General features: G+C 71.0%; 25 protein-coding genes and 2 riboswitches. Of the genes, 13 read left to right on the top strand and 12 right to left on the bottom strand.

The window, feature by feature from the left end; genetic code table 11:
- Window positions 1–163: 163 nt before the first annotated feature.
- The 4 genes from ACYVJS_RS14700 to ACYVJS_RS14685 all read left to right on the top strand — a co-directional run bounded on the left by ACYVJS_RS14700 (window position 164) and on the right by ACYVJS_RS14685 (window position 3,930).
- Window positions 164–1,021, top strand: a complete 858-nt coding sequence (locus ACYVJS_RS14700; RefSeq protein WP_460740607.1) for a helix-turn-helix domain-containing protein — start codon at window positions 164–166, stop codon at window positions 1,019–1,021.
- Window positions 1,022–1,102: 81 nt separating this feature from the next.
- Window positions 1,103–2,263 (top strand): helix-turn-helix domain-containing protein, encoded by a 1,161-nt coding sequence (locus ACYVJS_RS14695; protein WP_460740606.1) that lies wholly within the window; start codon window positions 1,103–1,105, stop codon window positions 2,261–2,263.
- Window positions 2,263–3,177 (top strand): alpha/beta fold hydrolase, encoded by a 915-nt coding sequence (locus tag ACYVJS_RS14690; RefSeq protein ID WP_460740605.1) that lies wholly within the window; start codon window positions 2,263–2,265, stop codon window positions 3,175–3,177. The genes ACYVJS_RS14695 and ACYVJS_RS14690 overlap by 1 nt, the downstream gene beginning before the upstream one ends.
- Before the next feature lie 15 nt (window positions 3,178–3,192).
- Window positions 3,193–3,930, top strand: coding sequence for an alpha/beta hydrolase (locus ACYVJS_RS14685; protein ID WP_460740604.1), 738 nt, complete (start codon window positions 3,193–3,195; stop codon window positions 3,928–3,930).
- An 18-nt stretch (window positions 3,931–3,948) separates the two neighbouring features.
- Here the strand turns inward: ACYVJS_RS14685 and ACYVJS_RS14680 are convergent, their stop codons facing one another.
- Together ACYVJS_RS14680 and ACYVJS_RS14675 are read right to left on the bottom strand one after the other, a co-directional pair.
- On the bottom strand, window positions 3,949–4,299 hold the full coding sequence (locus tag ACYVJS_RS14680) for a UBP-type zinc finger domain-containing protein (RefSeq protein ID WP_460740603.1): 351 nt from the start codon (window positions 4,297–4,299) through the stop codon (window positions 3,949–3,951).
- Window positions 4,296–5,510: an MFS transporter gene (locus ACYVJS_RS14675; RefSeq protein WP_460740602.1), complete on the bottom strand. Its 1,215-nt coding sequence runs from the start codon at window positions 5,508–5,510 to the stop codon at window positions 4,296–4,298. The genes ACYVJS_RS14680 and ACYVJS_RS14675 overlap by 4 nt, the downstream gene beginning before the upstream one ends.
- Window positions 5,511–5,718: 208 nt before the next feature.
- Between ACYVJS_RS14675 and ACYVJS_RS14670 the strand changes: the two genes are divergently transcribed.
- From ACYVJS_RS14670 to ACYVJS_RS14655, 4 genes are all read left to right on the top strand, one after another.
- On the top strand, window positions 5,719–6,312 hold the full coding sequence (locus ACYVJS_RS14670) for a sulfite oxidase-like oxidoreductase (RefSeq protein WP_460740601.1): 594 nt from the start codon (window positions 5,719–5,721) through the stop codon (window positions 6,310–6,312).
- Window positions 6,309–7,031, top strand: coding sequence for an FAD-binding oxidoreductase (locus ACYVJS_RS14665; RefSeq protein WP_460740600.1), 723 nt, complete (start codon window positions 6,309–6,311; stop codon window positions 7,029–7,031). The genes ACYVJS_RS14670 and ACYVJS_RS14665 overlap by 4 nt, the downstream gene beginning before the upstream one ends.
- Window positions 7,031–7,330 carry a DUF6510 family protein gene (locus tag ACYVJS_RS14660; RefSeq protein WP_243227471.1) on the top strand — a complete coding sequence of 100 codons (300 nt, stop codon included), beginning with the start codon at window positions 7,031–7,033 and terminating at the stop codon, window positions 7,328–7,330. The genes ACYVJS_RS14665 and ACYVJS_RS14660 overlap by 1 nt, the downstream gene beginning before the upstream one ends.
- A gap of 119 nt (window positions 7,331–7,449) precedes the next feature.
- Window positions 7,450–8,241 (top strand): SDR family NAD(P)-dependent oxidoreductase, encoded by a 792-nt coding sequence (locus ACYVJS_RS14655; RefSeq protein ID WP_460740830.1) that lies wholly within the window; start codon window positions 7,450–7,452, stop codon window positions 8,239–8,241.
- Here ACYVJS_RS14655 and ACYVJS_RS14650 read toward each other — a convergent pair.
- From ACYVJS_RS14650 to ACYVJS_RS14640, 3 genes are all read right to left on the bottom strand, one after another.
- On the bottom strand, window positions 8,217–8,750 hold the full coding sequence (locus tag ACYVJS_RS14650) for a gluconokinase (RefSeq protein WP_460740599.1): 534 nt from the start codon (window positions 8,748–8,750) through the stop codon (window positions 8,217–8,219). The two genes, ACYVJS_RS14655 and ACYVJS_RS14650, sit on opposite strands and share 25 nt — an antisense overlap.
- Before the next feature lie 35 nt (window positions 8,751–8,785).
- Window positions 8,786–9,127 carry a hypothetical protein gene (locus ACYVJS_RS14645; RefSeq protein WP_460740598.1) on the bottom strand — a complete coding sequence of 114 codons (342 nt, stop codon included), beginning with the start codon at window positions 9,125–9,127 and terminating at the stop codon, window positions 8,786–8,788.
- A 189-nt stretch (window positions 9,128–9,316) separates the two neighbouring features.
- Window positions 9,317–10,816, bottom strand: coding sequence for a DHA2 family efflux MFS transporter permease subunit (locus tag ACYVJS_RS14640; protein ID WP_460740597.1), 1,500 nt, complete (start codon window positions 10,814–10,816; stop codon window positions 9,317–9,319).
- A 202-nt stretch (window positions 10,817–11,018) separates the two neighbouring features.
- Here ACYVJS_RS14640 and ACYVJS_RS14635 point away from each other — a divergent pair, with 202 nt between their 5' ends.
- Window positions 11,019–12,881 carry an ABC transporter ATP-binding protein gene (locus ACYVJS_RS14635; RefSeq protein ID WP_460740596.1) on the top strand — a complete coding sequence of 621 codons (1,863 nt, stop codon included), beginning with the start codon at window positions 11,019–11,021 and terminating at the stop codon, window positions 12,879–12,881.
- Window positions 12,882–12,888: 7 nt separating this feature from the next.
- Here ACYVJS_RS14635 and ACYVJS_RS14630 read toward each other — a convergent pair whose 3' ends face one another.
- Genes ACYVJS_RS14630 through ACYVJS_RS14605 form a run of 6 tightly spaced genes read right to left on the bottom strand, consistent with a single transcriptional unit; the run spans window position 12,889 to window position 19,462 of the window.
- Window positions 12,889–13,854 carry a glycosyltransferase family 2 protein gene (locus tag ACYVJS_RS14630; RefSeq protein WP_460740595.1) on the bottom strand — a complete coding sequence of 322 codons (966 nt, stop codon included), beginning with the start codon at window positions 13,852–13,854 and terminating at the stop codon, window positions 12,889–12,891.
- Window positions 13,851–14,987 carry a cysteine desulfurase family protein gene (locus tag ACYVJS_RS14625; protein WP_460740594.1) on the bottom strand — a complete coding sequence of 379 codons (1,137 nt, stop codon included), beginning with the start codon at window positions 14,985–14,987 and terminating at the stop codon, window positions 13,851–13,853. The genes ACYVJS_RS14630 and ACYVJS_RS14625 overlap by 4 nt, the downstream gene beginning before the upstream one ends.
- 8 nt (window positions 14,988–14,995) lie before the next feature.
- Window positions 14,996–15,862 carry a carboxylating nicotinate-nucleotide diphosphorylase gene (gene nadC, locus ACYVJS_RS14620; RefSeq protein WP_460740593.1) on the bottom strand — a complete coding sequence of 289 codons (867 nt, stop codon included), beginning with the start codon at window positions 15,860–15,862 and terminating at the stop codon, window positions 14,996–14,998.
- Complete coding sequence (gene nadB / locus ACYVJS_RS14615; RefSeq protein WP_460740592.1) at window positions 15,856–17,385, bottom strand: L-aspartate oxidase; 1,530 nt, start codon at window positions 17,383–17,385, stop codon at window positions 15,856–15,858. The genes nadC and nadB overlap by 7 nt, the downstream gene beginning before the upstream one ends.
- Entirely contained in the window at window positions 17,382–18,707 is a 1,326-nt protein-coding gene (gene nadA, locus ACYVJS_RS14610) for a quinolinate synthase NadA (protein WP_460740591.1), read from the bottom strand. Before nadA ends, nadB begins: the two co-directional genes overlap by 4 nt.
- Window positions 18,704–19,462: an NUDIX hydrolase gene (locus tag ACYVJS_RS14605; RefSeq protein WP_460740590.1), complete on the bottom strand. Its 759-nt coding sequence runs from the start codon at window positions 19,460–19,462 to the stop codon at window positions 18,704–18,706. The genes nadA and ACYVJS_RS14605 overlap by 4 nt, the downstream gene beginning before the upstream one ends.
- Window positions 19,463–19,572: 110 nt before the next feature.
- Between ACYVJS_RS14605 and ACYVJS_RS14600 the strand changes: the two genes are divergently transcribed.
- From ACYVJS_RS14600 to gcvP, 4 genes are all read left to right on the top strand, one after another.
- Window positions 19,573–20,757 carry a MarP family serine protease gene (locus tag ACYVJS_RS14600; protein WP_460740589.1) on the top strand — a complete coding sequence of 395 codons (1,185 nt, stop codon included), beginning with the start codon at window positions 19,573–19,575 and terminating at the stop codon, window positions 20,755–20,757.
- A gap of 55 nt (window positions 20,758–20,812) precedes the next feature.
- Window positions 20,813–20,907, top strand: a riboswitch (glycine riboswitch).
- A riboswitch (glycine riboswitch) is annotated at window positions 20,908–21,001 on the top strand.
- Between the two features lie 39 nt (window positions 21,002–21,040).
- The gene (locus ACYVJS_RS14595; RefSeq protein ID WP_460740588.1) at window positions 21,041–22,237 is read left to right on the top strand and encodes a glycine cleavage system aminomethyltransferase GcvT; all 1,197 of its coding nucleotides are present in this window, start codon (window positions 21,041–21,043) and stop codon (window positions 22,235–22,237) included.
- Window positions 22,234–22,614, top strand: coding sequence for a glycine cleavage system protein GcvH (gene gcvH, locus ACYVJS_RS14590; protein ID WP_137417423.1), 381 nt, complete (start codon window positions 22,234–22,236; stop codon window positions 22,612–22,614). The genes ACYVJS_RS14595 and gcvH overlap by 4 nt, the downstream gene beginning before the upstream one ends.
- A 53-nt stretch (window positions 22,615–22,667) precedes the next feature.
- Window positions 22,668–25,481, top strand: coding sequence for an aminomethyl-transferring glycine dehydrogenase (gcvP, locus tag ACYVJS_RS14585; protein ID WP_460740829.1), 2,814 nt, complete (start codon window positions 22,668–22,670; stop codon window positions 25,479–25,481).
- 163 nt (window positions 25,482–25,644) lie between these two features.
- On the opposite strand, the gene ACYVJS_RS14580 is transcribed toward gcvP, so the two are convergent.
- Complete coding sequence (locus ACYVJS_RS14580) at window positions 25,645–26,613, bottom strand: hypothetical protein (protein WP_460740587.1); 969 nt, start codon at window positions 26,611–26,613, stop codon at window positions 25,645–25,647.
- Window positions 26,614–26,661 lie beyond the last annotated feature (48 nt).

Here is a 26,661-nt window from a genome sequence, read left to right as displayed (position 1 = left end):
GCCAGTATGGCGCGACCTGGCGTGGGAGCGCTCCGACACCGGACGAACGTCCGCCCGACACCTGGTGAGGGTTTCGTCGGTATCGGGGGATACGGGCGGATCGCACAGGGGATGTGGAGCGCCCGCTCCATCACGTACATTCTTCTCTGCGGGGAGGAGAGCCATGGAACGAGAACGCGTCGCGCTAGGCGACTATCTACGCGCCCGACGCAATGTCCGCCAGCCCGAAGAGGTGGGCCTGGACCGCGCTCCAGGCCGGCGCGTGCCGGGACTGCGTCGCGACGAGGTCGCGCAGCTGGCCGGCATCAGTGCCGAGTACTACCTCCGCCTCGAGCAGGGGCGTGGCGCTCGTCCTTCCGACCAGGTGCTGCGCGCGCTCGCGGGCGTTCTCGGCCTGGATGCGGAATCCCGCGCATACCTCGGACGCCTCGCCGCCGGAACCCCCGCGCTGCCCGTGCCGGAGGATGCGGCGGTCGCCGACCAGATCGCGCGCGTCCTGGCGCAGTGGACGCACACGCCCGCGTATATGTCGGACCGGCACCGCGACGTCGTCGTGGCCAACCCGCTGGCCACGGCGTTCGGCTTCGGGGGATTGGCGGCGGGACAGAACGTCGTCATCAACCTCTTCAACGACCGGATGAAGCGCACTCTCGTTCAGTGGGAGACCATGACCAGGGCCGCCGTGGCGACACTCCGGCGCGATGCGGATCCGGGCTCGCCCCGTCTGAAGGAGATCATCGAGGAGCTCTCGCACGACGAGGACTTCGTGCGTATCTGGGAACGTCACGACGTGTCGGGGCCGGAGGATGCGCAGATCTCGATCATCGTCGAAGGGCTCGGCACGCTGGAGGTCGAGATTCAGAACTTCGGCGTGCGTTCGCTCCCTGGCTACATCATGACCGTCATGGCAGCGCCGCCGCAGTCGCTGGCGGCGACTGTCTTCTCACGGCTCGTCGAGCGGTTGACTGCGACGGAAAGTGGTACTACGCGGGCCTCCCAGCCCTTTGAGCTCCCTCGGTAGCGTTCCCGGTGTCGATCCTCACGAAGGAGCACCCATGACGTATCCCCCCGCGTCTTCCCCTGTCCGTGCGGACCTTCCGCGATGAACCTGCAAGACGTCGTCGACGAACTGGCCGAGACCCTCGGACGTTCCGTCGTGATCAACGACCTTGCCTACCGTCCGGTCGCGGCGTCCGCGCAGGGCGACGAGATCGACGAGGTTCGGGCACGTGCCCTGCTTCGTCGCCAGACCGCTCCGAATGAGCGGGCGTACCTCGAGAGCCTGCGGCTGCTGCAGTCGCGACGCCCGCTCACGATCGACCTGACCCGCTTCAACGCCCGCGAGCGCTTGGCCATCCCGATCTGGACGGATGACGAGCCGGTCGGCGTTCTGTGGCTCATCACGGGCGGGATGCCCGCCCTCACCGAGCACGACTACCGCGCGATCGACGCGGCCGTCGCCGTCTCACGCGACCTGTTGATCACCCACTCGCGCACGGCGACGGTGTCGGTACGCACCGCCGTCATGCGCGATCTGCTCGCTGCGGACGTGCTCGCCCGCCGGGACGCACTGACGGCGGCGGTACGTTCCTACGGCGTGGAACGGGGACCCGGCAGCGTCGTGCGTGCGGTGGCGGTCGGGTACGACACCGGCGTGGTGCAGCGGGCGGCGCTCGGGCGCGCGCTGGAGAGCCTTCCCGGGGTGCGCCTCACGTTCTTGGGAGAGGACGGCGCCTCGTTGCTCTTTCTCGGGCACGCGTCCGACACCGATGCGACGGATGCGGCGATCGCTGCCGAGACGGCCTCGGCGGATGTGCTTCTTCGCGCCATCGGCTCCGCCAGCCTCACGCGGGAGGACAACGACCTGCGCGAGGTCGCCGATCGGGCCATCGCCGCCGCGGCGGTCGCCGAGGTGCTTCCCTCGCTGGGCGGTCGGGCCGCGGCGGAGGAGATCGGACCGTGGTTGCTGATCTCCGACATCATCGCCGATCCCAGCCGGCTCGCCCGGTTCTCACCGGCGGCGCACGTGCTGCTGAACGACACCGATCCGCTGCGTCGGCAGACCATCGAGGCGTTCCTCGACGGCGCGGGCCGCGTCCGCGAGGTCTGCGACGTGCTGCACATCCACCGGACCACGCTCTACTACCGGCTCGAGAACATGCCGGAACCGGTGCGCGAGGCGCTCGATGACGGCCTGTCGCGCAGCACGCTCCATCTGGCGCTGAAACTCGCCGCCTACTGGGAGCACTCGGGGAGGATCTGATGGCAGGCGCGGTGGTGACGACCTCGGACGGCGTGCGACTGCGTGTCTCGGACACCGGTGGGGACGGCATCCCTCTCGTCATGTTGCACGGCTGGGGTCAGACAGCGGCGCTCTTCGAGGGTCAGCTCGCCGGACTCGCCGACTCGCGCCGGGTGATCGCCTACGACATGCGCGGTCACGGGCTGTCCGACAAGCCTGATCACGGCTACCGCATCGCACGCCTCGCGGCCGACCTCCGCGACGTGCTGGACGCGCTCGGGGTCGAGCGGGCGGACCTTCTCGGGTGGTCCATGGGCGCATCCGTCATCTGGTCCTACCTCGAACTGTTCGGCTCCGCCCGCGTGCGCTCGCTCGTCCTCGTCGACCAGCCCGCCGCGGTCATCGCGTGGCCGTGGACCACCGCGGAACGCTCGGCCCAGACCGGAGCGATCCTGCCTATCGACGGGCTGACCCAGCTCGCCGCATCCATCGCCGCGGATGAGAAGGGCGACGTCGTGCAGGGCTTCGTCAGATCCATGTTCAGCGAACCGGTCGATGAGGGCGTGTGGCGCGTGGTGTCGGAGCAGATCCGGCACACGCCCGTGCACGCCGCCCTCCCGCTGCTGGTCGATCACGCGGCACAGGACTGGACGGACGTGCTCGAACGCATCGACGTCCCGGTGCTCGTGATCGGCTGCGAGGGAAGCCATGTCGACGTCCGCTCGCAGCGCGACCTGGCCGCGCGCATCCCGGGTGCCCTCGTGCACGTGTTCGAGCGGGATGCGGCGTCGTCGCACTTCCCGTTCCTCGAGGCGACGGACGCATTCAACGGGCTCGTCGATGCTTTCCTAGGCGGCGTGGCGCGTGACGCTTCGACAGTCGTCGAGACAAGAGGGGACACCCGGACGCAGCTCTCGCGACCCGTGCACGTCTAGCGTCGAAGCCATCAGATGCGAGACGAGGTGATCGTGGTGGCCGAGATGCCGACGATCGTGTTAGTGCACGGTGCATTCGCGGACGGGGCGAGCTGGTCGCCCGTCGCGTTGCGGCTCCAGGGCGCCGGTTTCGAGGTGAGGGTGCCCGCGATCTCCAACCGGAGCCTCGCCGCCGACGCCGATTACGTCAGCGCGTTCGTCTCCCGCATCCCTGGCCCCGTCGTCCTCGTCGGTCACTCCTACGGCGCAACCGTGGTCGGAGTGGCAGGGCGCAGTGACAACGTCGCCGCTGTGGTCTTCGTGAGCGGATACGTGCTGGATGAGGGCGAGAGCGCGGCGGAGATCCACGCGCGTTTCCCCGCGGCGCCGGCGGTCGAGTTCTTCCGTGAGGTCGCCTACCCCGAGCTCGGCGACGGCACGCGCCGCGACATCTCGGTGGACGAGAGGGAGTTCGCCTTCCTCGCCGCCGCCGGGCTGCCCGACGACGAAGCCGACGTACTCGCCGTGACCCAGCGCCCGCTCGATGCCGCAGTCCTCAGCGAGCCGGCTCAGGCAGCGGCGTGGCGGACGACACCCGCTTGGGGCGTGATCGGGCTCGCCGACCGGATCGTCAACCCCGACGCTCTGCGCTGGGCGTATGAGCGCGCGGGGGCCCGCCAGATCCTCGAACTGGAGGGCCCGCACCTGCTCATGCACACTCACCCTGCCGAGGTCACCGCGCTCATCGTGCGTGTGGCGGCGAACCTCGCCTGAACGCGGCGCGCGGGCCGGTCAGTCCTGCAGCAGCGACTGCCAGTCGGCGGGTACCCGATCGGCCGGGCCGGGCGCGGGCTGCGACACGGGGTGCGAGTGGGCGGGTGCCAGCTCGGGACCTGAGGCCATCGTCTCGGACTCGTAGTCCCAGAACCAGTCCTCACCGGGCTCGAAGCTCTGCATGATGCGATGCCCGGTGGCGCGCCAATGGGCTGTGGCGTGTTTGCCGAGCGAATCATCGCAGCACCCCACATGGCCGCAGGCGGCACAGCGGCGCAGATGCAGCCACCAACTGCCCGTCTGCTCGCACTCGACGCATCCCGTGCCGCTGGGCGGCACATCCGTTCTGATCTGAGTCGGATCGTTCATGCCTGTGCCTTTCTCGCTCGCATCATCGTGGCCGCCACCACCGTAGCGATGAACACCAGCGCTGCGAAGATCAGAAGGACCACCGTCTGATCGACGAAGGTCAAGAAGACGCCGACGGCGAGAACCGGGAGCGCCAGCCCGCAGTAGGCGATCAGGAAGATGAGCGCGAGCGTCTCACCGCGCCGCGACGGGTCTGCCAGGGCCGACGCGGTCGCGATCGACGCCTTGAACAGCAGCCCCACGCCCACACCCGACACCACGCCGCCGACGAGGAAGAGTGCGAGGTTCGGCAGGACGGCGCCCGCGGCGACGAGAACGAGTCCTACGGCGCACGCGATGCGGGCGATGCCCAGCTGCACGCGCACCGGCACGCGTGCGAGCAGCACCTGCGCCGCGGCCGCCGCACCGAACACCGAGAACGTCGTCGCTCCGGCGACGAGGTGATCGTGCTGGTCGAAGGTGCCGGCGAGGAAGGTCGGGGCGAGAGAGGTGAACAGGCCGAACAGAGCGAAGCCGGCGAAGGCGCCGAAGCCCGCGGCGATGAAGATCCGGCGGGATGCGGGCGGCGCCGCCAGACGCTGCGGACGATACGCGGGACGCGGTTCCGGCGTCGCGACAGTCTCGGGGACGGCGAGCAGGGCGACCGCCGCGAGCAGCAGCACGACCAGGAAGACGGCGTGGGGCAGGACGAGCGGATCGGGCAGGAACTCGGCGAACAGCCCGCCGATGAGCGGCCCCAGTGCGAGGCCTCCGATGTTCGCGGCCCCCGCGACGGATGCCGCGATGATCGCGTTCTCGTCGGGCCGCGCCGCCTGGCGCAGCTCGCCGAGGTGCGCTGTCGCCGTCGCGGTGAGGATCCCGACGCTGACGCCGTTGACCAGCCGAGCGGCGATCAGGCCCGGCACGCTCATCACGGCGAGGAACATGACGGCAGAGACGGCGGACACGAGCACGGCGATCACGAGCATCCGTCGCCGCCCGGTCCAGTCGCTGATGTGCCCGAGGAAGAAGAGGCTGAAGACGACACCGACGGCGTAGGCGGCGAAGATCACCGTCACGATCGACACGGGGAAGTGATCGAGCTCCTGGTACAGCGGATACAGCGGGGTCGGCACGGTTGAGTACGCCATCACCAGCAGGAAGGCGACCGCGACGATCCAGAATCCCGCCCCGTGGGACACCTTCCGACTGCTGCTGCGTACCTGCGACATGCTCCGTCTCCCCGGCCGTCCGTCTGCACGGCCGCATCCCTCACAGGCTAGAGCCGGGCGGATGCGCGGGGTGCGACCCGTGTCGAGCATCGCCTCGACACGGGTGCCGTGCGCGCTCGGCAGAACGCGGCAGACTTCGATGGGAGCAGAGGGTTCTGCGCCGCGGGCGGCGGCGCTAGCCTGAGCCAACGACGAGACGGAGACGGTCATGGCGGAGTTCACACGCGGATTCGGCGGGCGGCGGCGGGAGTCCGACCCGAGACTCCCACCCGGTCAGTACCTCACGGCGGACTTCCCCGTCCTGTCGGCCGGGCCCACCCCGCGCATCCCGGAGAGCGAGTGGTCGTTCTCGATCCGCACCGAGTCGGGCCAGGTCACCTCCTGGAGCTGGTCCGAGTTCCTCGCGCTGCCGGCCGAGGACGTCCACACCGACATCCACTGTGTGACGAGGTGGTCCAAGCTCGACACGACCTGGCGCGGCGTCTCGATCGACACGCTGTTCGCCGGCATCGACACCTCGTACGAGTACGCCATGGCGCACTCCTACGGCGGATACACGACCAACGTGCCCATGGCGGACCTGCGTGGCGGCAAGGCGTGGATCGCCTACTCGTTCGACGGCAAGCCGCTCGATCCCGAGCACGGCGGCCCCGCGCGTCTGCTCGTGCCGCACCTGTACTTCTGGAAGAGCGCCAAGTGGGTGCGCGGGCTCAGCATGCAGAAGCACGACGACCCGGGATTCTGGGAGCAGAACGGCTACAACCTGCACGGCGACCCGTGGACAGAGGAACGCTACTGGTGAGAACCAGCGACTGGCTCGCCGCGCGCGTCGCAGCCGCCGTCCCCGACACCGCCCACGGTCGCGTGCTGACCCTCGCCGTCCCCGGATGGCCGGGTAACGCCCCCGGTCAGCATCTCGACATCCGCCTCACAGCGCCCGACGGTTACCAGGCCGAGCGCTCGTACTCCATCGCCTCGTCCGGCCCGGGGGAGAGCGTCGAGATCGCGGTCGACGAGATCCCCGAGGGAGAGGTGTCGCCCTACCTCGTCCGCGTCGCCGAGCCGGGCGACGCGCTCGAGGTCAAGGGTCCGCTCGGCGCCTACTTCGTCTGGGATGCCGTCGACCCGTCGCCCGTGCAGCTCATCGCGGGCGGCTCCGGCATCGTGCCGCTGCTCGCGATGGCGCGTGCACATGCTGCGGCAGGCACCGGCGCGCCGTTCCGGCTGCTGTACTCGGTGCGCACGGCGGCCGATGCGCTGTACCGTGACGAGGTCGAACGGCTGGGCGCCGCCGGGCTGGACGTGACCTGGGCCTACACCCGCCAGGCGCCCGCCGGATGGCCCGGACGTGTCGGGCGGCTCGATGCCGAGCGCATTGCGCAGGCCACGTGGATGCCGGCGCAGCATCCGCTGACCTTCATCTGCGGTCCGACGAGCTTCGTCGAGGCGGCCGCCGATGCGATGGTCGCGGCGGGACACGATCCCGCTCGCGTGAAGACCGAGAGGTTCGGAGGATCCTGATGGACAGCACGCCGCACGTCCGCCCCGACCCGCGCCGCGTCGCCCAACGCGTCGACGGCAACGCTCTCGCCGGCATGCTGGACGCCTTCGCCGGTCTCGACCCGGCCCTCCTCCTGCTCACGTGCGGTCATTGCGGCCGCAGTGCCGCCCTCGCCGAGTGGTCCGTGGAGATGGATGCGGCGGCGGCCATCGTGCGTTGCCGGGGCTGCACGCGCACCTTCGCGACGATCCTCCGGCGTGACGGCCGCATCGAAGTGCGCGCCGCCGGAGGGTCGGTCTCCACCCCGTCGGCCGTCTGACGAGCCCTCGACTCCTGTCGGGGACACGCTTCGGATGCGGCCGGTAGCGTCACACGCATCCGACGCCGAACGACGGCCGAGACGAGGGAGAGAGCATGCGACTCGAACGAACCGGAATGGTGTCCATCGACCTGACGGGCAAGACAGCCCTGGTGACCGCGTCGTCGGCCGGCATCGGCTTCGCGATCGCGCTGCGCCTGGCGGAGGCGGGAGCCGAGGTCATCGTGAACGGTCGTAGCGAGGAGTCCGTCGCGCGTGCCGTCGCCGAGATCAACGCACAGGTCGAAGACGCGGCGCGCGGCATCGTGGCGGACGCCGCCGATGAAGCCGGGGCGGCGACACTGGTGGCGGAGGCGGGACGCGTCGATGTGCTCGTGAACAACCTCGGGATCTTCGAGGCTGCCGAGGCGCTGGAGATCGACGACGCCGCCTGGCGGCGCTTCTTCGAGACGAATGTGCTCTCGGGCGTGCGCCTGACGCGCGAGCTGCTGCCGCAGATGATTCAGCGGGGCTGGGGTCGCGTGCTGAACATCGCGAGCGATTCGGCCGTCGTCATCCCCGCCGAGATGATCCACTACGGCACCTCGAAGACCGCGGTGCTCGGAGCCTCCCGCGGGTTCGCGAAGGCCGCCGCGGGGACCGGCGTCACGGTGAACTCCGTCATCGCCGGACCCACGCACACACCCGGCGTGGAGGAGTTCGTGGCGCAGGTCGTCGGTCGGGATCTGCCGTGGGACGAGGCGCAGCGCGAGTTCATGCGCACGGCCCGGCCGCAGTCGCTGCTGGGGCGCCTCATCGAGCCGAACGAGATCGCCAACATGGTCGTCTACCTCGCCTCGCCCCTCGCGTCGGCGACGACCGGCGCGGCGGTCCGTGTCGACGGCGGTTACGTGGACTCGATCGTTCCCTGAGCGGGGAGGGCCTCGACGATCCGGGCGACGACGTGGGGCACACTGTCGCGCGTCGAGACCGTCACACCCCACTCGTCAGCCTCGAGCGGCTCGAGCGTGTCGAGCTGCGAGGCGAGCAGGGCCACCGGCATGAAGTGATCGGTACGTGCCGCCATCCGCTTCGCGAGGGTGGCCTCGTCGAGCTCGAGCGCCGCGAAGAAGATCGGCTCCGTGGCCTCGGCGCGGATGAGATCGCGATACCGGCGGCGCAGCGCCGAACAGGCGATCACGACGGGTCCTGCCTCGCCCGCCGTTCCGAAGGCGAGCCCGACGCGACCGAGCCACGGCGCGCGATCCTCGTCGGTCAGCGGCACGCCGGCGGCCATCTTGGCACGGGCCGCATCGTCGTGGAGGTCGTCGGCGTCGAGGTAGACGCCCCCGAGGCGTGCGGCCAGCGCGAGCGCGACCGTCGACTTTCCCGCGCCCGAGACGCCCATGACGACGATCCGCATCCGACCCGTATCGCTCATACGCTCGAGCCTATGGCCGCCGGGTCGAGAGCCTGTCACCAGCCGTGGGCATTGAACCACGCGCTGCGCCGGTCGGCCTCGGCCGCATCGGCGGCGCCGCGGAAGGCGTCGTGCGGCGCGAGCAGGCCTTCGTCGAGCGGGACGAAGCCCCAGCAGGTCTCGCAGAGCGCCGCTCCGTGCGGAAACCCATCGTCGTCCAGTCGCTGTGCGGGTATCGCGGGCGCGCCCGAGCCGGGACAGAGTGGTGCGTCCGCCTCCCGGTCCGACCACATCCGCGACGTGCCGGACCGATTGTGCAGACCGGTGTGGCCGCGGGGTCTCGTGCAGACGGCGCCCCGGTGGCGGCTGAGACACCACGATGCGAGAGCGGTCTTCACGGCATCACGGGGGCGACAGGCGCGCCGAGCGGACGTAGCATGGTCGTCATGTCCACGAAGCCCTCGCCGATCCAGCTGCTGAACGTCCGTCCCGTCGAGGACGAGAACGGCCAGCCGAGTCCGGAGGAGTCCTTCGGCTGCTGCGGCGGCTCCTGCAGCATCGACTGACTCCTGCCGGGCGCTTCGGCGTCAGTGACCCGCGGGCGAAGCGCCGATCGAATCGGCGGGCTTGCGGATGAGGAGCGCCCCGACGATGGTCGGGATCGCCACGATCGCGGCGAACAGGAAGGCGTTGCGCGCACCCGCCGCCCATGCTGCCGCATCGCCCGACGCCGCGTTGGCGACGAAGCCCGCGTTCATGATCGTGATCATCACGGCCACGCCGGCAGCTCCCGCCACCTGCTGAACGGTGCTCACGATCGCGCTGCCGTAGGAGTAGAAGCGGGGTGCGAGCGAGCCGAGCGACGCGGTGAACAGCGGCGTGAACGACATCGCCAGGCCGATCGAGAGCAGCGTCTGCGTCACCACCAGCTCCCAGACGGGCGTCGTCTCCGACAGAGTTGTGAACACCCACAGCAGCGACACCGTGAGGATCGAGCCGGGGATGAGCAGCACCCGCGTGCCCCAGCGGTCGTAGATGCGGCCGATGAAGGGACCGGCGAGGCCCATCGCGAGAGAGCCGGGCAGCACGATCAGTCCGGTCGTAAGCGGATCGAGGTTCAGCGCGCTCTGCGCGAACAGCGGCAGGACCGTGATCGTGCCGAAGAAGGCGAGCGACAGCACCGCGAAGTGCACGACCGAGATCGTGAAGTTCGTGAACCGGAAGACGCGCAGGTCCAGCAGTGCCCGATCCTCGCGCTGCAGGACGAACTGTCGCCACACGAACAACGAGAGCGCCACGACACCGACGACCAGCGAGACGATGAGCGTCATCGACGACGCGGTGGCCGCCGCATCCGTCGCGCCCTCGTGCGAACCGCCGCCGATCTGGCTGAGGCCGAACACGACGCCGCCGAACCCGAACGCCGACAGCACGACCGAGAGCACGTCGATGCGGGCGTGCGTCTGCGTGCCGACGTTGGTGATCCATCGCGCGCCGATGGCGAGGGACACGAGGGCGATCGGCAGCACGATCGCGAAGATCCATCGCCAGCCGAAGTACTGCAGCACGAAGCCCGACATCGTCGGGCCGATCGCCGGAGCGAGCGCCATCACGATGCTGACGCGGCCCATCATCCGCCCGCGCGCGGCGGGCGCGACCACGGTCATGAGGGTCGTCATGAGCAGCGGCATCATGATGGCCGTACCGGACGCCTGCACGACGCGCGCGACGAGCAGCACCTCGAACCCCGGTGCGAGCATGGCGATGAGCGTTCCGAACGAGAACAGCGACATCGCCAGCAGGAAGACCGTGCGGGTCGTGAGTCGCTGCAGCAGGAAGCCGGTGATCGGGATCACGACGGCCATGGTCAGCATGAAGGCGGTCGTCAGCCACTGCGCGAGCACGGCGGTGATGTCGAGGTCGGTGATGAGGTGCTTGATCGCCACACCCATCGTCGTCTCGTTGAGGATCGCGACGAAGGCCGCCACGAGCAGCAACCAGATGATGCGGTTCTCGCCGGAGCGGACTGCGGGGGTGGAGTCGGTCGTGGTGGCCACGGAACCGGTCTGGACGGATTCGGCGTGCATGGTCGTCTCCTCGGAATCGAAAAGGGATGGGGACGGCCGCCGGAAGTGGCGAGCGAATCAGACAACGCGGCGAGCGGGTGGAGCATTCCCGAGACGGCGGAATCCGGTCGGGCCTGGTCGTCGCCCGAGGCCGGCACCGATGCGCGTCGGACAAGACTACCGGTTCGGATCCCGGCACGCGGGGGAGATCTAGGCTGAGCGCATGAGTATGGCCGGCCCGTCGCATCCGCCGGGGTTTCGCGGAGTGGATGCGGCCGCCCAGCGCCTGCGCAACGCCGAGGCTCCCCGCATCCCTCACCTCGGACGCCGGATCGCCGCGCTGTTTCGCCCCTACCGTGCGCGCCTGATCATCACGGCGCTGCTCGTCGTCGCCGGTGCCGCCGTCGCGGTCGTGCCGGCGCTCATCGTCGAGCGGGTCTTCGACGACGCGCTCTTCCCCGCCGACGGCTCGGGGGTGGACATGGGTTTGCTGGTGCGCCTGGTCGCGATCATGGTGGTGCTCTTCCTCGCCTCGGGCGGACTGCAGGTCGCGCAGACCTGGTTCACCTCGACGGTCGGCAACAACGTCACGGGTGATCTGCGCGTGCGCCTGTTCGATCACCTGCAGTCCATGGAACTCGGCTTCTTCACGCGCACGAAGACCGGGGTGATCCAGTCCAGGCTGCAGAACGACGTGGGCGCCGTATCGGGCGTTCTGACCAACACCGTCACGAGCGTGCTGGGCAACACGGTCACCGTCGTCGCGTCCCTCGTCGCCATGGTGCTGATCGATGTGCGGCTCACCCTCATCGCCGTCTTCCTGATGCCGATCCTGGCGCTGATCCAGCGTCGCGTCGGACAGGTGCGCGCCCGCATCGCGGGACAGACGCAGGAGTCCCTGTCCGAGCTGTCGGCCATCACACAGGAGAGCCTGAGCGTGTCGGGGATCCTGCTGGCGAAGTCGTTCAACCGTCAGGGCAGCGAATCGGAGCGCTACGGAGCGCAGAACCGCATCCAGATCCGGCTGCAGGTTCGTCAGGCGATGAGCGGCCAGGGCTTCTTCGCACTCGTGGGCGTCATCATGGCGAGCGTTCCCGCCGTGATCTACCTCGTGGCGGGCGTGTTCATGTCGGGCGGCGCGGATGCGGGGATCTCGGCCGGCACGATCGTCGCGTTCACGACCGTGCAGGCGCGCCTGCTGCAGCCGCTCATGGGCCTGATGCGCGTGGCCCTCGACGTGCAGACCTCCGCTGCCGTGTTCGCCCGCATCTTCGAGTACCTCGACCTGCGCCCCGCCGTCCGTGACGCCCCCGACGCGATCGACGTCTCCGATGCGCCGGGCCCGGTCGGGCGCGTCGAACTGCGCGACGTCATCTTCCGATACCCGGAGTCTGCCGCCTCCTCACGCCCGCTGTTGGACGAGGTGTCCTTCGTCGCCGAGCCCGGGCAGCACGTCGCGCTGGTCGGACCGAGCGGCGCGGGGAAGTCCACCGTGCTCTCGCTCATCCCGCGCTTCTACGACGTGGACGGCGGCGCGGTGCTGTTCGCGGGCGCCGATGTGCGCTCGCTCACCGCCGCATCCGTCATCGACCGCATCGGGATCGTCTCGCAGGAGACGTACCTGTTCCACGCGACGATCGCCGAGAACCTCCGTTACGCGAAGCCCGACGCGCCCGACGAGGAGCTCGCCGCTGCCTGCGAGGCCGCCAACGTGCACCACGTCATCACGGGCTTCGAGAAGGGCTACGACACCGTCGTGGGCGAGCGCGGCTACCGGCTCTCGGGCGGAGAGAAGCAGCGCATCGCGATCGCGCGCGTGCTGTTGAAGGACCCGCCCGTGCTCCTGCTCGACGAGGCCACCTCGGCGCTCGATACGCGCAGCGAGCGCGTCGTTCAGCAGGCGCTGGACACGGCGGCCCGTGGCCGCACCACGATCACCGTCGCGCACCGGCTGTCGACCGTGGTGGCCGCCGACGTGATCCTCGTCGTCGACGACGGCCGCATCGTCGAGCGCGGCACGCACGCCGAGCTCGTCGCGGCGCAGGGGCTCTACGCCACGCTCGCCGCCGAGCAGCTCACCGTCTGAGAGCCGCTCACCAGAGCAGGGCGGCGGAGATCAGCGGCTGCGCGTCCTGCGGCAGGGCGACGGCCGCCGCATCCTGACGCTCGGCGACCGATCGGGCGAACGCGCCTACCAGTCGGCGGTACTCGTCGTCGGGATGCGCCGCCGCCACACGCGCGAGGCGCGGGATGTCCATGCGCAGCAGCTGCCCGGCACGAGCGCGTGCCGCGGCCGTGTGCCCGGTGCCGTCGAGCACCCGCATCCCCTCGCTCATCGCGTCCAGGCAGTCGCGCAGCACATCCAGTCGTTCCTCGTGCTGCGTGATGGAGGAGCCGTCGGCGCGCTCACGCCAGTGCACGACGACGTCCGACAACACGTCGAATCGGCGCGCTCTCGCGTACATTTGCTGGGCGACGACCTGGTCCTCGTACAGCCGCCCCTCGGGGAATCGCAGGCCGGTGCGCTGCCAGAACTCGGTGCGGCTCAGCTTCGACCACGCGACGACGTTCGCCGTCACCTCGGGGTGCTCCTCGAGGGTCGTCGCCCTCCGCGCGGGTGCCGTCGCGCGGCTGACCCACGGCTGCACGTCGGCGGCGGCGTAGCCGCCCGACCCGTCCGGACGCAGACGCACATACGCGCCCACGGCGAAATCGCTCCCGCTCTCATCCAGGGTGGCGACGAAGCGCTCGAGAGCCGTGGGGAGCATGACGTCGTCGGCGTCCAAGAAGCCGAGGTAGGGCGTATCGACGGTATCCAGTGCCGCGTTGCGGGCGGCGCCGAGCCCGACGCGTCGCGGGAGCCTCACCACGCGGAAGCGCGGATCGGATGCGGCGGCCGCGTCGAAGAGGTCGCCGGTGCGATCCGAGGACGCGTCGTCGACGAGCACCGCCGTCCAGTCCGACAGCGTCTGCGCGCGCAGCGAGTCGAGGGCGGCCTCGGCCCACGGCTCGACCTGGTAGCCCGGCACGACGACCGTGACGAGGGGGCGCTGACTCACGTCGCCGATCGTACCGCCGCCACCGATGCGGCAACCGCCTCGGCGACGGGGCCGAGATCGACTGCCAGGTCGTGGGGGAAGGTGAAGCGCACGGCGGTCTGAGCCACTTCGGGCGCGATGCCCATCGCCACGAGCACGTGCGAGGGCTCGTCGCTGCCGGCGGCGCACGCCGATCCGCTGGAGGAGACGATGCCGCGTCGTTCGAGCTCCAGCAGTACCGCTTCGCCGCTGGTGCCCGCGAACGTGAAGCTCGCCGTCGCGGGAAGCCGCTCGGTGGGGTGCCCCGTCAGCGCGGCTGACGGAACGCCGGCGAGCACCTGCGCGACGAACGCGTCGCGTGCGGCACCGACGCGGGCCGCGGATGCGGCGCGTTCCGCTTCGGCGAGCTCGAGGGCTGTCGCCAGCCCCACCGCGCCGGCGACGTCCTCGGTGCCGCTGCGCCTGCCGCGCTCCTGTCCGCCGCCGTGGAGGATCGGCTCGACCGGGAGGCGGCCGCGGATGGCCGCGGCACCGATGCCCTTCGGGGCGCCGAGCTTGTGGCCGGCGATGGTGATCGCGTCGGCTCCGGTGTCGGACAGCGCAAGCCAGCCCGCAGCCTGCACGGCATCGAGATGCAGGGTCACCCGCGCCGCGGTCGTGACGGCGGCGATGGCCCTCACATCCTGCACGGTGCCGGTCTCGTTGTTCGCGTAGCCGAGGGTGACGAGTGCGGTGTCCTCCCGGAGGGCTGCGGCGACCGCATCCGGAGACACCCGGCCGGCGTCGTCGACATCCAGGACCGTCGCCTCGAAGCCGTGGAGGCGTTCGAGGGCGGCGACCGACTCGAGGATGGACTCGTGCTCGATCCCCGTCGTCACGACGTGGCGACGGCCACGGGCGAGCATCGCGCCCAGAGCGATCCCCTTGACGGCGAGATTGTTGCCCTCCGTGCCGCCGGAGGTGAAGATCACGTCGCCCGTGCGCACGCCCAGCACGGCCGCCACGCGGGCCCGCGCGTCGGCGAGGGCGGACGCCGCCTGCTCGCCGATCTCGTGGTGGCTGGAGGGGTTGCCGAACGTGCCTCGCCAGTACGGCATCATCGCCTCGATCACCTCGCGGCGCACGGGCGTCGTCGCGGCGTTGTCGAGGTACATCGGGCCGCTCACACCGGGTCGGCCAGGCGCAGGTCGATGTCGAGACCGAGATCGAGCCCGCGGGCGGCGTGCGTGAGCGCGCCGACGGAGATCACGTCGACGCCCGTCTCCGCGATCTCGCGCACGGTCTCCAGCGTGACACCGCCGGAGGCGTCCACGATCGCGCGGCCGGCGATCTGCTCGACCCCTCTTCGCAGATCCTCGATCGAGAAGTTGTCGAGCATGATGGTCCCGACACCCGCCGCGAGGACATCGTCGATCTGGTCGAGACGGTCGACCTCGACCTCGACGTGCGTCGTGTGCGGCAGGCGTGCCAGTGCCTCCTGCAGCGCCTGCGTGACCGGGACGCCGGCGGCGGCGAGCACGGCGAGGTGGTTGTCCTTGGCCATGACCGCGTCCGACAGGCTGAAGCGGTGGTTGTGGCCGCCGCCGCTGACGACCGCGTGGCGTTCGAAGGCGCGAAGTCCGGGCGTGGTCTTGCGGGTGTCGGCGATCCGCGCACCGGTGTGCGCGACCTCGGCGACGTACGCCGCCGTGAGCGTCGCAATGCCCGACATCCGCTGGACGAAGTTGAGTCCCACCCGCTCGGCCGTGAGCACGGAGCGCGCGGGGCCCGTGACGGTGGCCAGGTTCGTGCCGGCATCGAACTCGGCACCGTCGGCGAGGAGCAGCTCGACCCGCGTGCGGGGATCGACCAGCCGGAAGGCGGCGGCGAAGACCTCGCCGCCCGAGAACACCCCGGCTTCGCGGGCGACGAGCGATGCGGTGGCGACCGCATCCGCGGGGATGAGCGTCTCGCTCGTCACGTCGCCCCAGGGGGCGTCCTCGTCGAGGGCCGCGGACACGACCCGGTCGATGGTGGCGGATGTCAGCATGCCTCGGCCTCCTGGGCGATGGCGGCGGCGACCGGGGCGCCGTCGCGACGGAAGTGGGCGCCGACCGACACCGTGCGCCGGCGTGCTGCGGCGACGAGGTGCTCGGCGACCAGCAGCAGGTTGGCGTCCTCCAGCGCGGCGACGCTCCGGGCGGGCAGGCTCTGCGCCACGGGTGCGGCGCGGCGCCAGGCCGCGATGACGGATGCGGCGTGCGCCAGACCCGCCTCGTCGCGCTCCAGCCCCGCGTGATCCCAGAGCAACTGCTGCAGGGCCGACCGGCTGAACGCGGGCGCGTCGCTCGCGGGGGCGGCAGGCGTCGGAGGTACCGCAACCGGGAGAACGGCCGCTCGCGCCGGTTCGGCGAGCAGGGCCGCTGCCGCGCGAGCGCCGAACACAGCGCCCTCCAGCAGCGAGTTCGAGGCCAGGCGGTTCGCGCCGTGGACGCCGGTGCGCGCCGTCTCGCCGACGGCGAAGAGCCCAGGGACGCTGGTGCGCCCGTCGAGATCGGTGAGGACCCCGCCCATCAGGTAGTGGGCGGCGGGGGTGACCGGCACGGGGGTGGTCGACCAGTCGATTCCGCGCTCACGCAGCGAACGGTCGATCGTGGGGAAGCGGGCGGCGAGAGCCTCCGGTCCGCCGAGGCCCGTCGCGTCCAGCACGACCGGGATGCCGGGCTGGGCGGCCGACTGCCGAGCGATCGCGCGGGCGACGACGTCGCGGGGCGCGAGCTCGCCGTCGGGGTGGGCGTCGAACGCGAAGCGTCTCCCCGACGCATCCCGCAGCACCGCGCCTTCGCCCCGGACGGCCTCGGAGACGAGGAACGGGTCCTCGCCGTCGAAGGCCGTGGGGTGGAACTGCACGAACTCCAGGTCGGCGACCGCGGCGCCCGCGCGGATCGCGGCGGCGATGCCGTCGCCGGTCGCGACCGAGGGGTTCGTGGTGTGGGCGTAGAGCTGACCCGCGCCGCCGGTGGCCAGCACGACGGCGTCCGCGTCGATCCGCTCCCGGCGCCCCGAAGCGTCGACGACGTCCACGCCCGTCACCCGCCCCTCCCGCAGAACGAGATCGGCGAGGAACGTGTGCTCGCGCACGACCACGTCGCTCGCGGCGAGTCGCGCGAGCAGGGCGGCCTCGATGGCTGCACCCGTCGCATCGCCGCCCGCGTGCAGCACGCGGGGCGCCGAGTGCGCAGCCTCGAGCCCCCGTCTCAGCTCGCCGGCGCCGTCGCGGTCGAACGGGACGCCCGCCGCCAGCAGTGCGCGGATCGTCTCGCCGCCGGCATCGACGAGCACCCGCACCGCTGCGGGGTCATTCAGACCCGCCCCGGCAGTCAGAGTGTCGTCGAAATGGGCGTCGGGGGAATCGCTCGCCGCGGTGACGGCGGCGATCCCGCCCTGCGCGTGCGCGGTGCTGCCCGCATCCGCCGCCGCCTTCGTGAGGAGGATGACTTCGACCCCGCCCTCTGCGGCCACGAGCGCCGCCGTGAGCCCGGCGATGCCGCTGCCGACGACGACCGTTCTCATGCCGCGCTGCCGGTGGGCTTGGCGGCCAGCATCCGCTCGAGGGCGACGCGGGCCGGGTCTGCGACGGAGGCGGGCACGGTGATGCGGTTGAGCGTCTCGCCCGCGGCGAGGCCCTCCAGCACCCAGGCGAGGTAGCCGGGGTGGATGCGGTACATGGTGGAGCAGGGGCAGACGACCGGGTCGAGGCAGAAGATCTCGTGCTGCGGGTACTGCGCGGCGAGGCGCTGCACCAGGTTGATCTCGGTGCCGATCGCGAAGGTCGTGGGCTCGGTGGCGGCGGCGATCGCCTTGCGGATGTAATCCGTGGAGCCCGCCTCGTCGGCCGCATCCACGACGGCCATCGGGCACTCCGGGTGCACGATGACACGGACTCCGGGGTGCTCGGCGCGCGCCTTGTCGATCTGGTCGACCGTGAAGCGGCGGTGAACGGAGCAGAAGCCGTGCCAGAGGATGACGCGTGCGTCGGCGAGCATCTGCTCATCGCTGCCGCCGAGCGGCTTCGTGGGGTTCCACATCGGCATCTGCTCGAGCGGTACGCCCATGGCCTTGGCGGTGTTGCGTCCGAGGTGCTGATCGGGGAAGAACAGCACCCGACGGCCCCGCTCGAACGCCCACTCGAGCACCGTGCGCGCGTTCGAGGAGGTGCAGACGATGCCGCCGTGGCGCCCGACGAAGCCCTTGATCGCGGCGGACGAGTTCATGTAGGTCACCGGCACGACCGGCACGAGGCCGTCGGCGTCGGGGGTGTCCATGTCGCCGTAGAGCTCCTCCAGCTGCTCCCAGCACTCCTCGACCTGGTCGATGTCGGCCATGTCGGCCATGGAGCACCCGGCGGCGAGGTTGGGGAGGATGACGGCCTGTTCGGGCTGCGAGAGGAGGTCGGCGGTCTCGGCCATGAAGTGCACGCCGCAGAAGACGATCGCCTCGGCGTCGGGGTGCTCGAGCGCGGCATTGGCGAGCTGGAACGAGTCACCCACGTAGTCGGCGTGACGCACGACCTCTTCGCGCTGGTAGAAGTGCCCCAGCACCACGACGCGATCGCCGAGGGTCTCTTTCGCGCGGCGGATGCGGGCGTCGAGCTCCTCGTCGCTCGCATCGCGGTACGCCGCGGGCAGCATGCCCTGGCGCGGGGAACCGGTGGGGATCACGTCACCCATCGAGGCGCCGGGCCCGTATCCGGGGCGGGAGTCGAAGTCCCACGGGCCCGCCGCGAGGTCGGTGTTGCAGGTGGACCCCGATCCTGCGCCTGCGACGATCGCCTGGATCTCGTGGTCGACGGACGGATCGATGGGACGCGGCTGGATGGTCAGCGTCGTGCTCATGTCGTGCTCGATTCGTGACTTCGCGGGCGGCCGAGGGGGCCACGATCGGCCAGCTCGACGTCCTGGTTGTAGCGGTACAGTCGTGCCGGCCGGTGACTTCCGGTGCGGAACGACTCGGTGGGGATCAGGGTGTTGCTGTTCTCGACCTGCCGGCGGAAGTTGGCGGGGTCGAGTTTGCGGTCCAGGATCGCCTCGTTGACCTCGCGCAGATCCGCGAGGGTGAAGGCGTCCGGAAGCAGACCGTGCGCGATGCGGCTGTAGCCGACCTTGTTGCGCAGTCGCCACAGGGCGTAGTCGACGATCGCGTTGTGGTCGAAGGCGAGGGGTGGAAGATCGGTCGCCGTGAACCAGTCGACGTTCTCGGGGGCGTCTCCCGCTGCGGCGTGCGCGGCGCTCTGCGCGTCGACCTCGTCGGAGCGCAGCAGCGCCCAGTAGACGATCGAGACGACGCGACTGGGGGAGCGACCGATGTCGCCGAACGCGTAGAGCTGCTCGAGGTAGCTCGCGCTGAGACCGGTCGTCTCGGCGAGGGTGCGAGAAGCCGCCTCATCGAGGTTCTCCGAGGCGTCCAGCCAACCGCCCGGCAGAGCCCACAGTCCCTCGTGCGGATCGCGCGTGCGCTTGACGAGGGGAAGGACGAGCCGCGGATCCTCGTCGCCGTCGCGCCGCAGGCTGAAGATCACGGTCGAGACCGCCACGCGCGTCTCGGTGGACTCGGCGTCGGCGGTGTCGGGAGAGGGGTTAGTTCGTGTCATGGTGACCTTAACTCGCCACGATCTTAATGTCATCGCGACCAGAAGCAAAATCCGCCGCCGCCCCAGGCATCTCGCGGCGCCCTGTCAGCGCGGCCGCTTACGCTGACCGCATGCCGCCGATCGTGATCGACATCCTGCTGGTCGTGGTGCTGGTGATCGTGCTGATCCAGGGATGGCGGCGGGGGCTCCTGGCGAGCCTCGGGACGATCGCGGGACTCGTGCTCGGCGCTGCCGCAGCATGGTGGCTCGTACCGGTCGTGTCCCGCTGGGTGCCCGACGCCGCCTGGCGCGGCTGGGCGGCGCTCGGTGTCGCCGTGGGGCTGCTGGTCCTGGGCGCCTCGCTCGGCGGAGCCCTCGGTCGGGCGCTGCGGCGGGGGGCGGCCCGCATCCGCCTGCGAGGGATCGATCGTGTGCTGGGAGCCGGGGCGATGACGGTCGTCGCGGCCCTCGTGCTCTCGCTGGTCGGACAGAGCGTCGCGGCCCTCGGCATCCCGTTCGTGTCCTCGGCGCTCGCATCCTCCACGGTGCTGCGCACGATCGATACGATCACGCCGCGGCCCGTCGATGAGGCGTTGGCGCAGGTTCGCTCGAGCGTTCTCGACGAGGGGCTCCCGCAGCTGGGGGCGCTGTTCGGAGAGCTGACGGCCCCGACCGACGTGGCGCCGCCCGTCGACCTCGACGATCCCGCCCTCAGCACCGCGGCCCAGTCGGTGGCGCGCATCGCAGGGACGGCCTACTCCTGCGGACGCAACCTCACCGGGAGCGGCTTCGTCGTGGCTCCCGATCGCGTGGTGACCAACGCCCATGTGATCGCGGGCGTCGAGCGCCCGATGGTGGAGCTGCCGGGCCGCGCGGCGCGCGAGGGACGCGTCGTGTACGTCGATGCCACGGCGGATCTCGCCCTGATCGCGGTGGACGATCTGGATGCGGCCGCGTTGCCGATCGGCGCCGATCTCGGCCCCGGGGCCGCCGCGGTCGTGCAGGGGTACCCCTACGGCGGACCGTTCACGATGGGAACCGCCACGGTGCAGACGGTCGGGGTCGTCTCGGTGCCCGACATCTACGACCAGGGTCGCGACCAGCGCGAGGTCTACGCGCTGGCGGCGACGGTGCGTCCCGGCAACTCCGGCGGACCGGTGCTCAACGCGGCGGGCGAGGTCGTGGGTATCGTCTTCGCGCGCGCCGACGACGGCTCCGAGGTCGGCTACGCCTCCACAGCGAACGAGCTCGCCCCGCTCGTGCAGGCCGCGCCCACCCTGACGGATGCCGTCGGCTCCGGCGCCTGCGTGCCCTGATCGCTCGCGCAGGCGTGTCGGGCTATGCTGGCCCGACAACGTGAATATCGGCCCCACGACCGGTGCGGGAGAGCCTCGGAGATCTTGTCCGAGCACCGAAGGAGCAAGCCTCCCCGCCAATCTCTCAGGTACGCGTACCGCACCGGTCGGGCGACTCTGAAAAGCGATCCTCGCGGATCCGCCGACGGTGAAAGATCACGCTCCGCGTGTTCGAAACTCTCAGGCCCATGACAGAGGGGGAGTTCTCAGGCCCTCGCCTACCCGCATCCACCCGGGAGAACTCATGACCGATCCACGCTCCACCCCGCTCCGCGACCGCCACGAGGCGGCCGGAGCCGCCTTCACCGACTTCGGCGGATGGCTCATGCCCGTGCGCTACGGGTCCGATCTCGCCGAGCACCGCGCGGTGCGCGAGGCCGCGGGGCTGTTCGACATCTCGCACATGGCGGAGTTCCTCGTGACGGGCGCGCACGCGGGAGCCTTCCTCGACTACGCGCTCGCCGCTCGCCACTCGACAATGCGGCTCGGCAAGGCGAAGTACTCGCTCGTGCTCGCCGCCGACGGCGGCATCGTCGACGACGTCATCGTCTACCGCCTGGCCGACGACTGGTTCATCATCATCGCCAACGCGGGCAACCACGACGCGGTCGCCGAGGCGCTCGCCGACGCGCGAGCATCCTTCACGCCGCCCGCTCCCGCCGTGAGCGCCGACGGATCGTTCGGATTCATCGCCGGGGTCCACGTCACGGTCGAGGATGTGTCCGACGACTCGGCGCTGCTGGCTCTGCAGGGCCCGGCGGCGATCGCGGTGCTCGAGGCGCTGCCCGGTCTGGAACTCGCCGAACCCGCGCGTCGCCAGGGCGATGCCCCGACGCCGTGGAGCTTCGACGACCTCGGCTACTACAGTGTGCGCGCGGCGGACTTCGAGGGGCACTCGCTGCTGATCCTGCGCACCGGGTACACGGGGGAGGACGGCGTCGAGATCCTCGTGCGACCGGATGCGGCAGCCCAGCTGTGGGACGCCCTCCTGACGGCGGGGGAGCCTTTCGGTCTCATCCCCGCGGGCCTCGCGGCGCGCGACACCCTGCGACTCGAGGCGGGGATGCCGCTGTACGGGCACGAGCTGAACCGCGACGTGCTGCCGGCACAGGCGGGGCTCGGCCGCGTGGTCGCCGACGACAAGGACGCCTTCATCGGCAAGGGGGCGACCGAGACCGCATCCGACGCACGCGTCCTGGTCGCCCTCGTCTCTGAGGGGAAGCGCGCAGGGCGTGCGGGCTATGCCGTCCTCGACGCCGAGGGCACGGTGGTCGGCGAGATCACGAGCGGTGCGCTCAGCCCCACCCTCGGACACCCGATCGCGCTCGCCTACATCGACCGCGACCGAAGCCCGATCGGCACAGACCTGTTCATCGATGTACGCGGCTCGCGAATCCCCGCGACCGTGACCGAACCGCCCTTCTACCGGAGGAAGAAATGACCGTCGATCCCACCACGCTGTCCTACACCGCCGAGCACGAGTGGGTGCTCATCGAGGGCGGCGTCGCCACCTTCGGCATCACGGACTACGCGGCCGAACAGCTCGGCGACGTCGTGTTCGTCGACCTTCCCGCGATCGACGCCCCGGTCGTCGCCGGGCAGGTCTGCGGCGAGATCGAGTCGACCAAGTCGGTGGGCGAGCTCTACGCCCCGCTCAGCGGACGCGTCATCCAGGTCAACGGGGAGGTCGACTCCGACCCCTCGCTCGTCAACGCCGACCCGTACGGCGCGTGGCTCGTGCGCATCGAGCTCGACGGCGAGAGCGCGCCCCTGCTCGACCGCGCCGGGTACGAGGCGCTGATCGAGGGGGCCGCGTGAGCGTTCCGTTCACCGAGCGCCACATCGGCACGGATGCGGCCGCGCAGCGGCACATGCTCGACGCGCTGGGGTACGCGAGCGTCGACGAGCTCGTGCGCACGGCGGTTCCCGCATCCATCCATGCCGCCCCGCGTGCCACGAGCAGCATCCCGGACGCCGCCACCGAGGCGGAGGCGCTCGCCGAGCTCCGCGCGCTCGCCGACGCGAACCGTCCGGCACGGGCGATGATCGGCCTGGGGTACTACGACACGTTCACGCCCGCCGTGATCGCCCGCAATGTCTTCGAGAACCCGTCCTGGTACACCGCCTACACGCCCTACCAGCCCGAGATCTCGCAGGGCCGGCTCGAGGCACTCATCAACTTCCAGACGATGGTGACCGACCTGACGGGCCTGGCAACGGCGGGCGCCTCCATGCTGGATGAGGCGACGGCCGTCGTCGAAGGGATGCTCGTGGCCCGCCGCGCCTCGAAGTCCGCGTCCGATGTCTTCCTGGTCGACGCGGACGCCCTCCCGCAGACCAAGGCGCTGCTGCACCACCGCGCCGCCGCCGTGGGTATCGAGATCCGCGAGATCGACACCCGCACCTGGGACCCGGCCGCCGCATCCGCCGCCGTGTTCGGAGCCTTCGTGCAGTACCCGGCAGCGAGCGGTCGCGTGTGGGATCCCACCGAGCTCGTCGCGGCCGTCCAGGCGCAGGGCGGGCTCGTGGTGGTCGCCGCCGACCTGCTCGCGCTCACCCTCCTGCGCTCGCCCGGCTCGTTCGGCGCCGACATCGCCGCGGGCACCACGCAGCGCTTCGGCGTCCCGCTCGGCTTCGGCGGACCCCACGCCGGGTACCTCGCCGTGCGTGCCGGACTCGAGCGTCAGCTTCCCGGACGCCTCGTCGGCGTCTCCCAGGATGCGGCGGGACACCCCGCCTACCGCCTCGCGCTGCAGACGCGCGAGCAGCACATCCGCCGCGAGAAGGCGACATCCAACATCTGCACCGCGCAGGTGCTGCTGGCCGTGATGGCGGCGATGTACGCGGTCTACCACGGTCCCGAAGGCCTGCGCGCGATCGCGACGGATGTGGCCCGCAAGGCACAGGCGCTCGCCGAGACGCTGCGCTCGGGCGGCCTCGAGGTCGTGCACGACGCATTCTTCGACACGGTGCGCGTGATCGTTCCCGGCACCGCCGAGCGCGTCATCGAACGCGCCCGTCGCCGGGGCTACCAGCTCTTCTTCGCGGATGAGGCGACGGTGGGGATCTCTGTCGACGAGACGACCACGGCCGCCGACCTCGCCGCGGTGGCGGCCGCGTTCGGGCTGCCCGACGAGACAGTGATCGACGTCGAGGGGGCGGTGCCCCTGGCCGGCGTCGCGGCCGACCTTCACCGCCGGGACGAGTTCCTCACGCATCCGGTCTTCCACGCGCACCGCTCGGAGACCGCCATGATGCGCTACCTGAAGACGCTCGCCGACCGCGACTACGCGCTCGACCGCGGCATGATCCCGCTCGGCTCGTGCACCATGAAGCTGAACGCCGCCACCGAGATGGCGGCGGTGTCGTGGCCCGAGTTCTCGCGTGTGCATCCCTTCGCGCCGGAAGCCGACGTGCGGGGGACTCTCGCGCTGATCGAGCAGCTGGAGACCTGGCTCGCCGAGGTCACCGGTTACGACGCCGTTTCGCTGCAGCCCAACGCCGGCTCGCAGGGGGAGCTGGCGGGCTTGCTCGCGATCCGGGGTTACCACCTCGCGAACGACGACGCACAGCGCACGGTGTGCCTCATCCCGTCGTCCGCGCACGGCACGAATGCCGCATCCGCCGTGCTCGCGGGGATGCGGGTGGTCGTGGTCACGTGCGACGAGGCGGGAAACGTCGACCTCGACGACCTGCACGCCAAGATCGCGCAGCACGCAGCCGAGCTCGGCGCCCTGATGATCACCTATCCGTCCACGCACGGCGTGTACGAGCACGAGGTGCTCGCCATCACGCAGGCCGTGCACGACGCCGGCGGACAGGTCTACATCGACGGCGCGAACCTCAACGCTCTCCTCGGCTTCGCGCGGTTCGGCGATCTCGGGGGCGATGTGTCGCACCTGAACCTGCACAAGACGTTCGCGATCCCGCACGGCGGGGGAGGCCCGGGCGTCGGACCCGTCGCCGCGAAGGCGCACCTCGCGCCCTACCTCCCGTCGCACCCCCTGGCACAGCGCGCCGACCACGCGGGCGGCTTCGTGTTCGAGGGCGGTCCTGTGTCCGCCGCGTCGTACGGCTCGGCGTCCATCCTGCCGATCTCGTGGGCCTACGTGCGGATGATGGGCGCGGCGGGCCTGGGGGAGGCGACCGGTGCCGCCGTGTTGTCCGCGAACTACATCGCCCACCGCCTGCAGGCGCACTTCCCGGTGCTGTACGCCGGCGAGGCGGGGCTGGTGGCGCACGAGTGCATCCTGGATCTGCGTCCCCTCCGCGAGCGCACCGGAATCACGGTCGACGACGTCGCCAAGCGGCTGATCGACTACGGCTTCCACGCCCCGACGATGTCGTTCCCCGTCGCGGGCACGCTCATGGTCGAGCCCACGGAGTCCGAGGACCTCGGCGAGATCGAGCGCTTCATCGAGGCGATGATCCGGATCGCCGCCGAGGCGGAGCAGGTCGGTGCCGGGCACTGGCCGGCGGCGGACAACCCGCTCGTCAATGCACCGCACACCGCGCAGTCGGTCATCGGCGGCGAGTGGACGCATCCGTACTCGCGCGAGGAGGCGGTCTATCCCGTTCCGACCCTCGTGCGCACGAAGTACTGGCCGCCCGTGCGTCGCATCGACAACGCCTACGGCGACCGCAACCTCGTGTGCGCGTGCCCGCCCCCGGAGGCCTTCGCCTGAGGCCCCTTCCCGCCGTCCACCTTTCCCTCTCCGTTCCGCTTCTCGCGAGACTGCATCTCCCGCACGAGATCAGTGTGTTTACCCGTGATCTCGTGACGGCAGTGCAGTCTCGCGGAGGGTGGGCAGGGCTGGGAGGGGCACAGGGGCGAGGGGGATCGTGCCGTCAGCGCAGGGCGCGGGCGAGGGCATGCAGGGCGAGGGCATCGGGCCCGCGTTCGCGGCGGACACCCGCCGCCTTCAGGATCGCGGCCAGGCGCTCCGGCTCGCGTACGTCGGCCCAGCCCCACCGGGCGAAGCCGTTCACGCGACGACGGATGCGGTCTTCGCGCCGCTTCTCGTCCTGCACCGCTCGGAGCGGGTCGCCGAGGCGGCCGTCGTACTTCAGCATCCCGTCGGCCTCGCCGACCGCGCCCACATCCGGCCACGCGAAGTCGGCGCGGTCAGCGGCGACACCGCCACCGTGCACGAGCCACTGCAGCTCGGGCGACGCGAACCCCAGCCACTCGATGGCGGCCCGGCTCAGCGACTCCAGCGTCGTCTCGGCACGCGGATCCGCGCGATGCAGCGCCCACCGCGCCAGCCGACGGCCACGGCTGGAGGGGGCGAGCTCGTTGTGCGCCACGAGCACCTCCGGCGTCAGCTCCGGATGCGAGCGCAGCGTGGCGTCGGCGACGTTGAGGGCGAGCGCGGGGTTGCGAACCCGCGCGAACGCGACGGCGGTCTCGATGGGACCCGTCGTGAGGATGCCGCCCTCGTCCGTGATCTCGACACCGCCCCGGCGCGTGTGGATGCGGACCCGCTCCGCTTGCCGTGACGTGCCGTCCGCGGGACGCAGGATGTGCACGTCGGCCGCCTCGCCGACGAGCGGGACACCGCGGAGCGCCGCCGCCGACTCGAGTGCGAAGACCGCATCCGGCATCTGCAGCGCCACGGCGTGCACGCGGGCGAGATAGCGCTCCCAGGGAGCGAGTGCGCTCCACGCGAGCGCCGGGGCGTACACCCCGCGGTGCACGCGCACGATGTCGCCGCGGCGGAGCGCGACGTCGGGGCGATGCATGTCGTGCGCGCGCAGCAGCGGCGCGGGAGAGGGGAGCAGCTGGGCGCCGGTGCGCAGGGGAATGGGCTGGGTCATCGCTCCACGCTGCGCGCGTCGGTGGTCACCGCGCGCGCCACCTCCCGC

The organism is Microbacterium neimengense, assembly GCF_054782995.1.
This window is presented reverse-complemented; position numbering and strand designations above follow the sequence as displayed.

Bases quoted from the DNA above. Each gene is read 5' to 3' on its own strand.
- nadB (WP_460740592.1), bottom strand. From the start codon at position 17,385: ATGAGAACGGTCGTCGTCGGCAGCGGCATCGCCGGGCTCACGGCGGCG.
- ACYVJS_RS14695 (WP_460740606.1), top strand. From the start codon at position 1,103: ATGAACCTGCAAGACGTCGTCGACGAACTGGCCGAGACCCTCGGACGT.
- ACYVJS_RS14600 (WP_460740589.1), top strand. From the start codon at position 19,573: ATGCCGCCGATCGTGATCGACATCCTGCTGGTCGTGGTGCTGGTGATC.
- ACYVJS_RS14605 (WP_460740590.1), bottom strand. From the start codon at position 19,462: ATGACACGAACTAACCCCTCTCCCGACACCGCCGACGCCGAGTCCACC.
- ACYVJS_RS14650 (WP_460740599.1), bottom strand. From the start codon at position 8,750: ATGAGCGATACGGGTCGGATGCGGATCGTCGTCATGGGCGTCTCGGGC.
- ACYVJS_RS14625 (WP_460740594.1), bottom strand. From the start codon at position 14,987: ATGTACCTCGACAACGCCGCGACGACGCCCGTGCGCCGCGAGGTGATC.
- ACYVJS_RS14640 (WP_460740597.1), bottom strand. From the start codon at position 10,816: ATGCACGCCGAATCCGTCCAGACCGGTTCCGTGGCCACCACGACCGAC.
- nadA (WP_460740591.1), bottom strand. From the start codon at position 18,707: ATGAGCACGACGCTGACCATCCAGCCGCGTCCCATCGATCCGTCCGTC.
- ACYVJS_RS14670 (WP_460740601.1), top strand. From the start codon at position 5,719: ATGGCGGAGTTCACACGCGGATTCGGCGGGCGGCGGCGGGAGTCCGAC.
- ACYVJS_RS14595 (WP_460740588.1), top strand. From the start codon at position 21,041: ATGACCGATCCACGCTCCACCCCGCTCCGCGACCGCCACGAGGCGGCC.
- ACYVJS_RS14580 (WP_460740587.1), bottom strand. From the start codon at position 26,613: ATGACCCAGCCCATTCCCCTGCGCACCGGCGCCCAGCTGCTCCCCTCT.
- ACYVJS_RS14660 (WP_243227471.1), top strand. From the start codon at position 7,031: ATGGACAGCACGCCGCACGTCCGCCCCGACCCGCGCCGCGTCGCCCAA.
- gcvH (WP_137417423.1), top strand. From the start codon at position 22,234: ATGACCGTCGATCCCACCACGCTGTCCTACACCGCCGAGCACGAGTGG.
- ACYVJS_RS14690 (WP_460740605.1), top strand. From the start codon at position 2,263: ATGGCAGGCGCGGTGGTGACGACCTCGGACGGCGTGCGACTGCGTGTC.
- ACYVJS_RS14685 (WP_460740604.1), top strand. From the start codon at position 3,193: ATGCGAGACGAGGTGATCGTGGTGGCCGAGATGCCGACGATCGTGTTA.
- nadC (WP_460740593.1), bottom strand. From the start codon at position 15,862: ATGCTGACATCCGCCACCATCGACCGGGTCGTGTCCGCGGCCCTCGAC.
- ACYVJS_RS14700 (WP_460740607.1), top strand. From the start codon at position 164: ATGGAACGAGAACGCGTCGCGCTAGGCGACTATCTACGCGCCCGACGC.
- ACYVJS_RS14680 (WP_460740603.1), bottom strand. From the start codon at position 4,299: ATGAACGATCCGACTCAGATCAGAACGGATGTGCCGCCCAGCGGCACG.
- ACYVJS_RS14675 (WP_460740602.1), bottom strand. From the start codon at position 5,510: ATGTCGCAGGTACGCAGCAGCAGTCGGAAGGTGTCCCACGGGGCGGGA.
- ACYVJS_RS14635 (WP_460740596.1), top strand. From the start codon at position 11,019: ATGAGTATGGCCGGCCCGTCGCATCCGCCGGGGTTTCGCGGAGTGGAT.
- gcvP (WP_460740829.1), top strand. From the start codon at position 22,668: ATGCTCGACGCGCTGGGGTACGCGAGCGTCGACGAGCTCGTGCGCACG.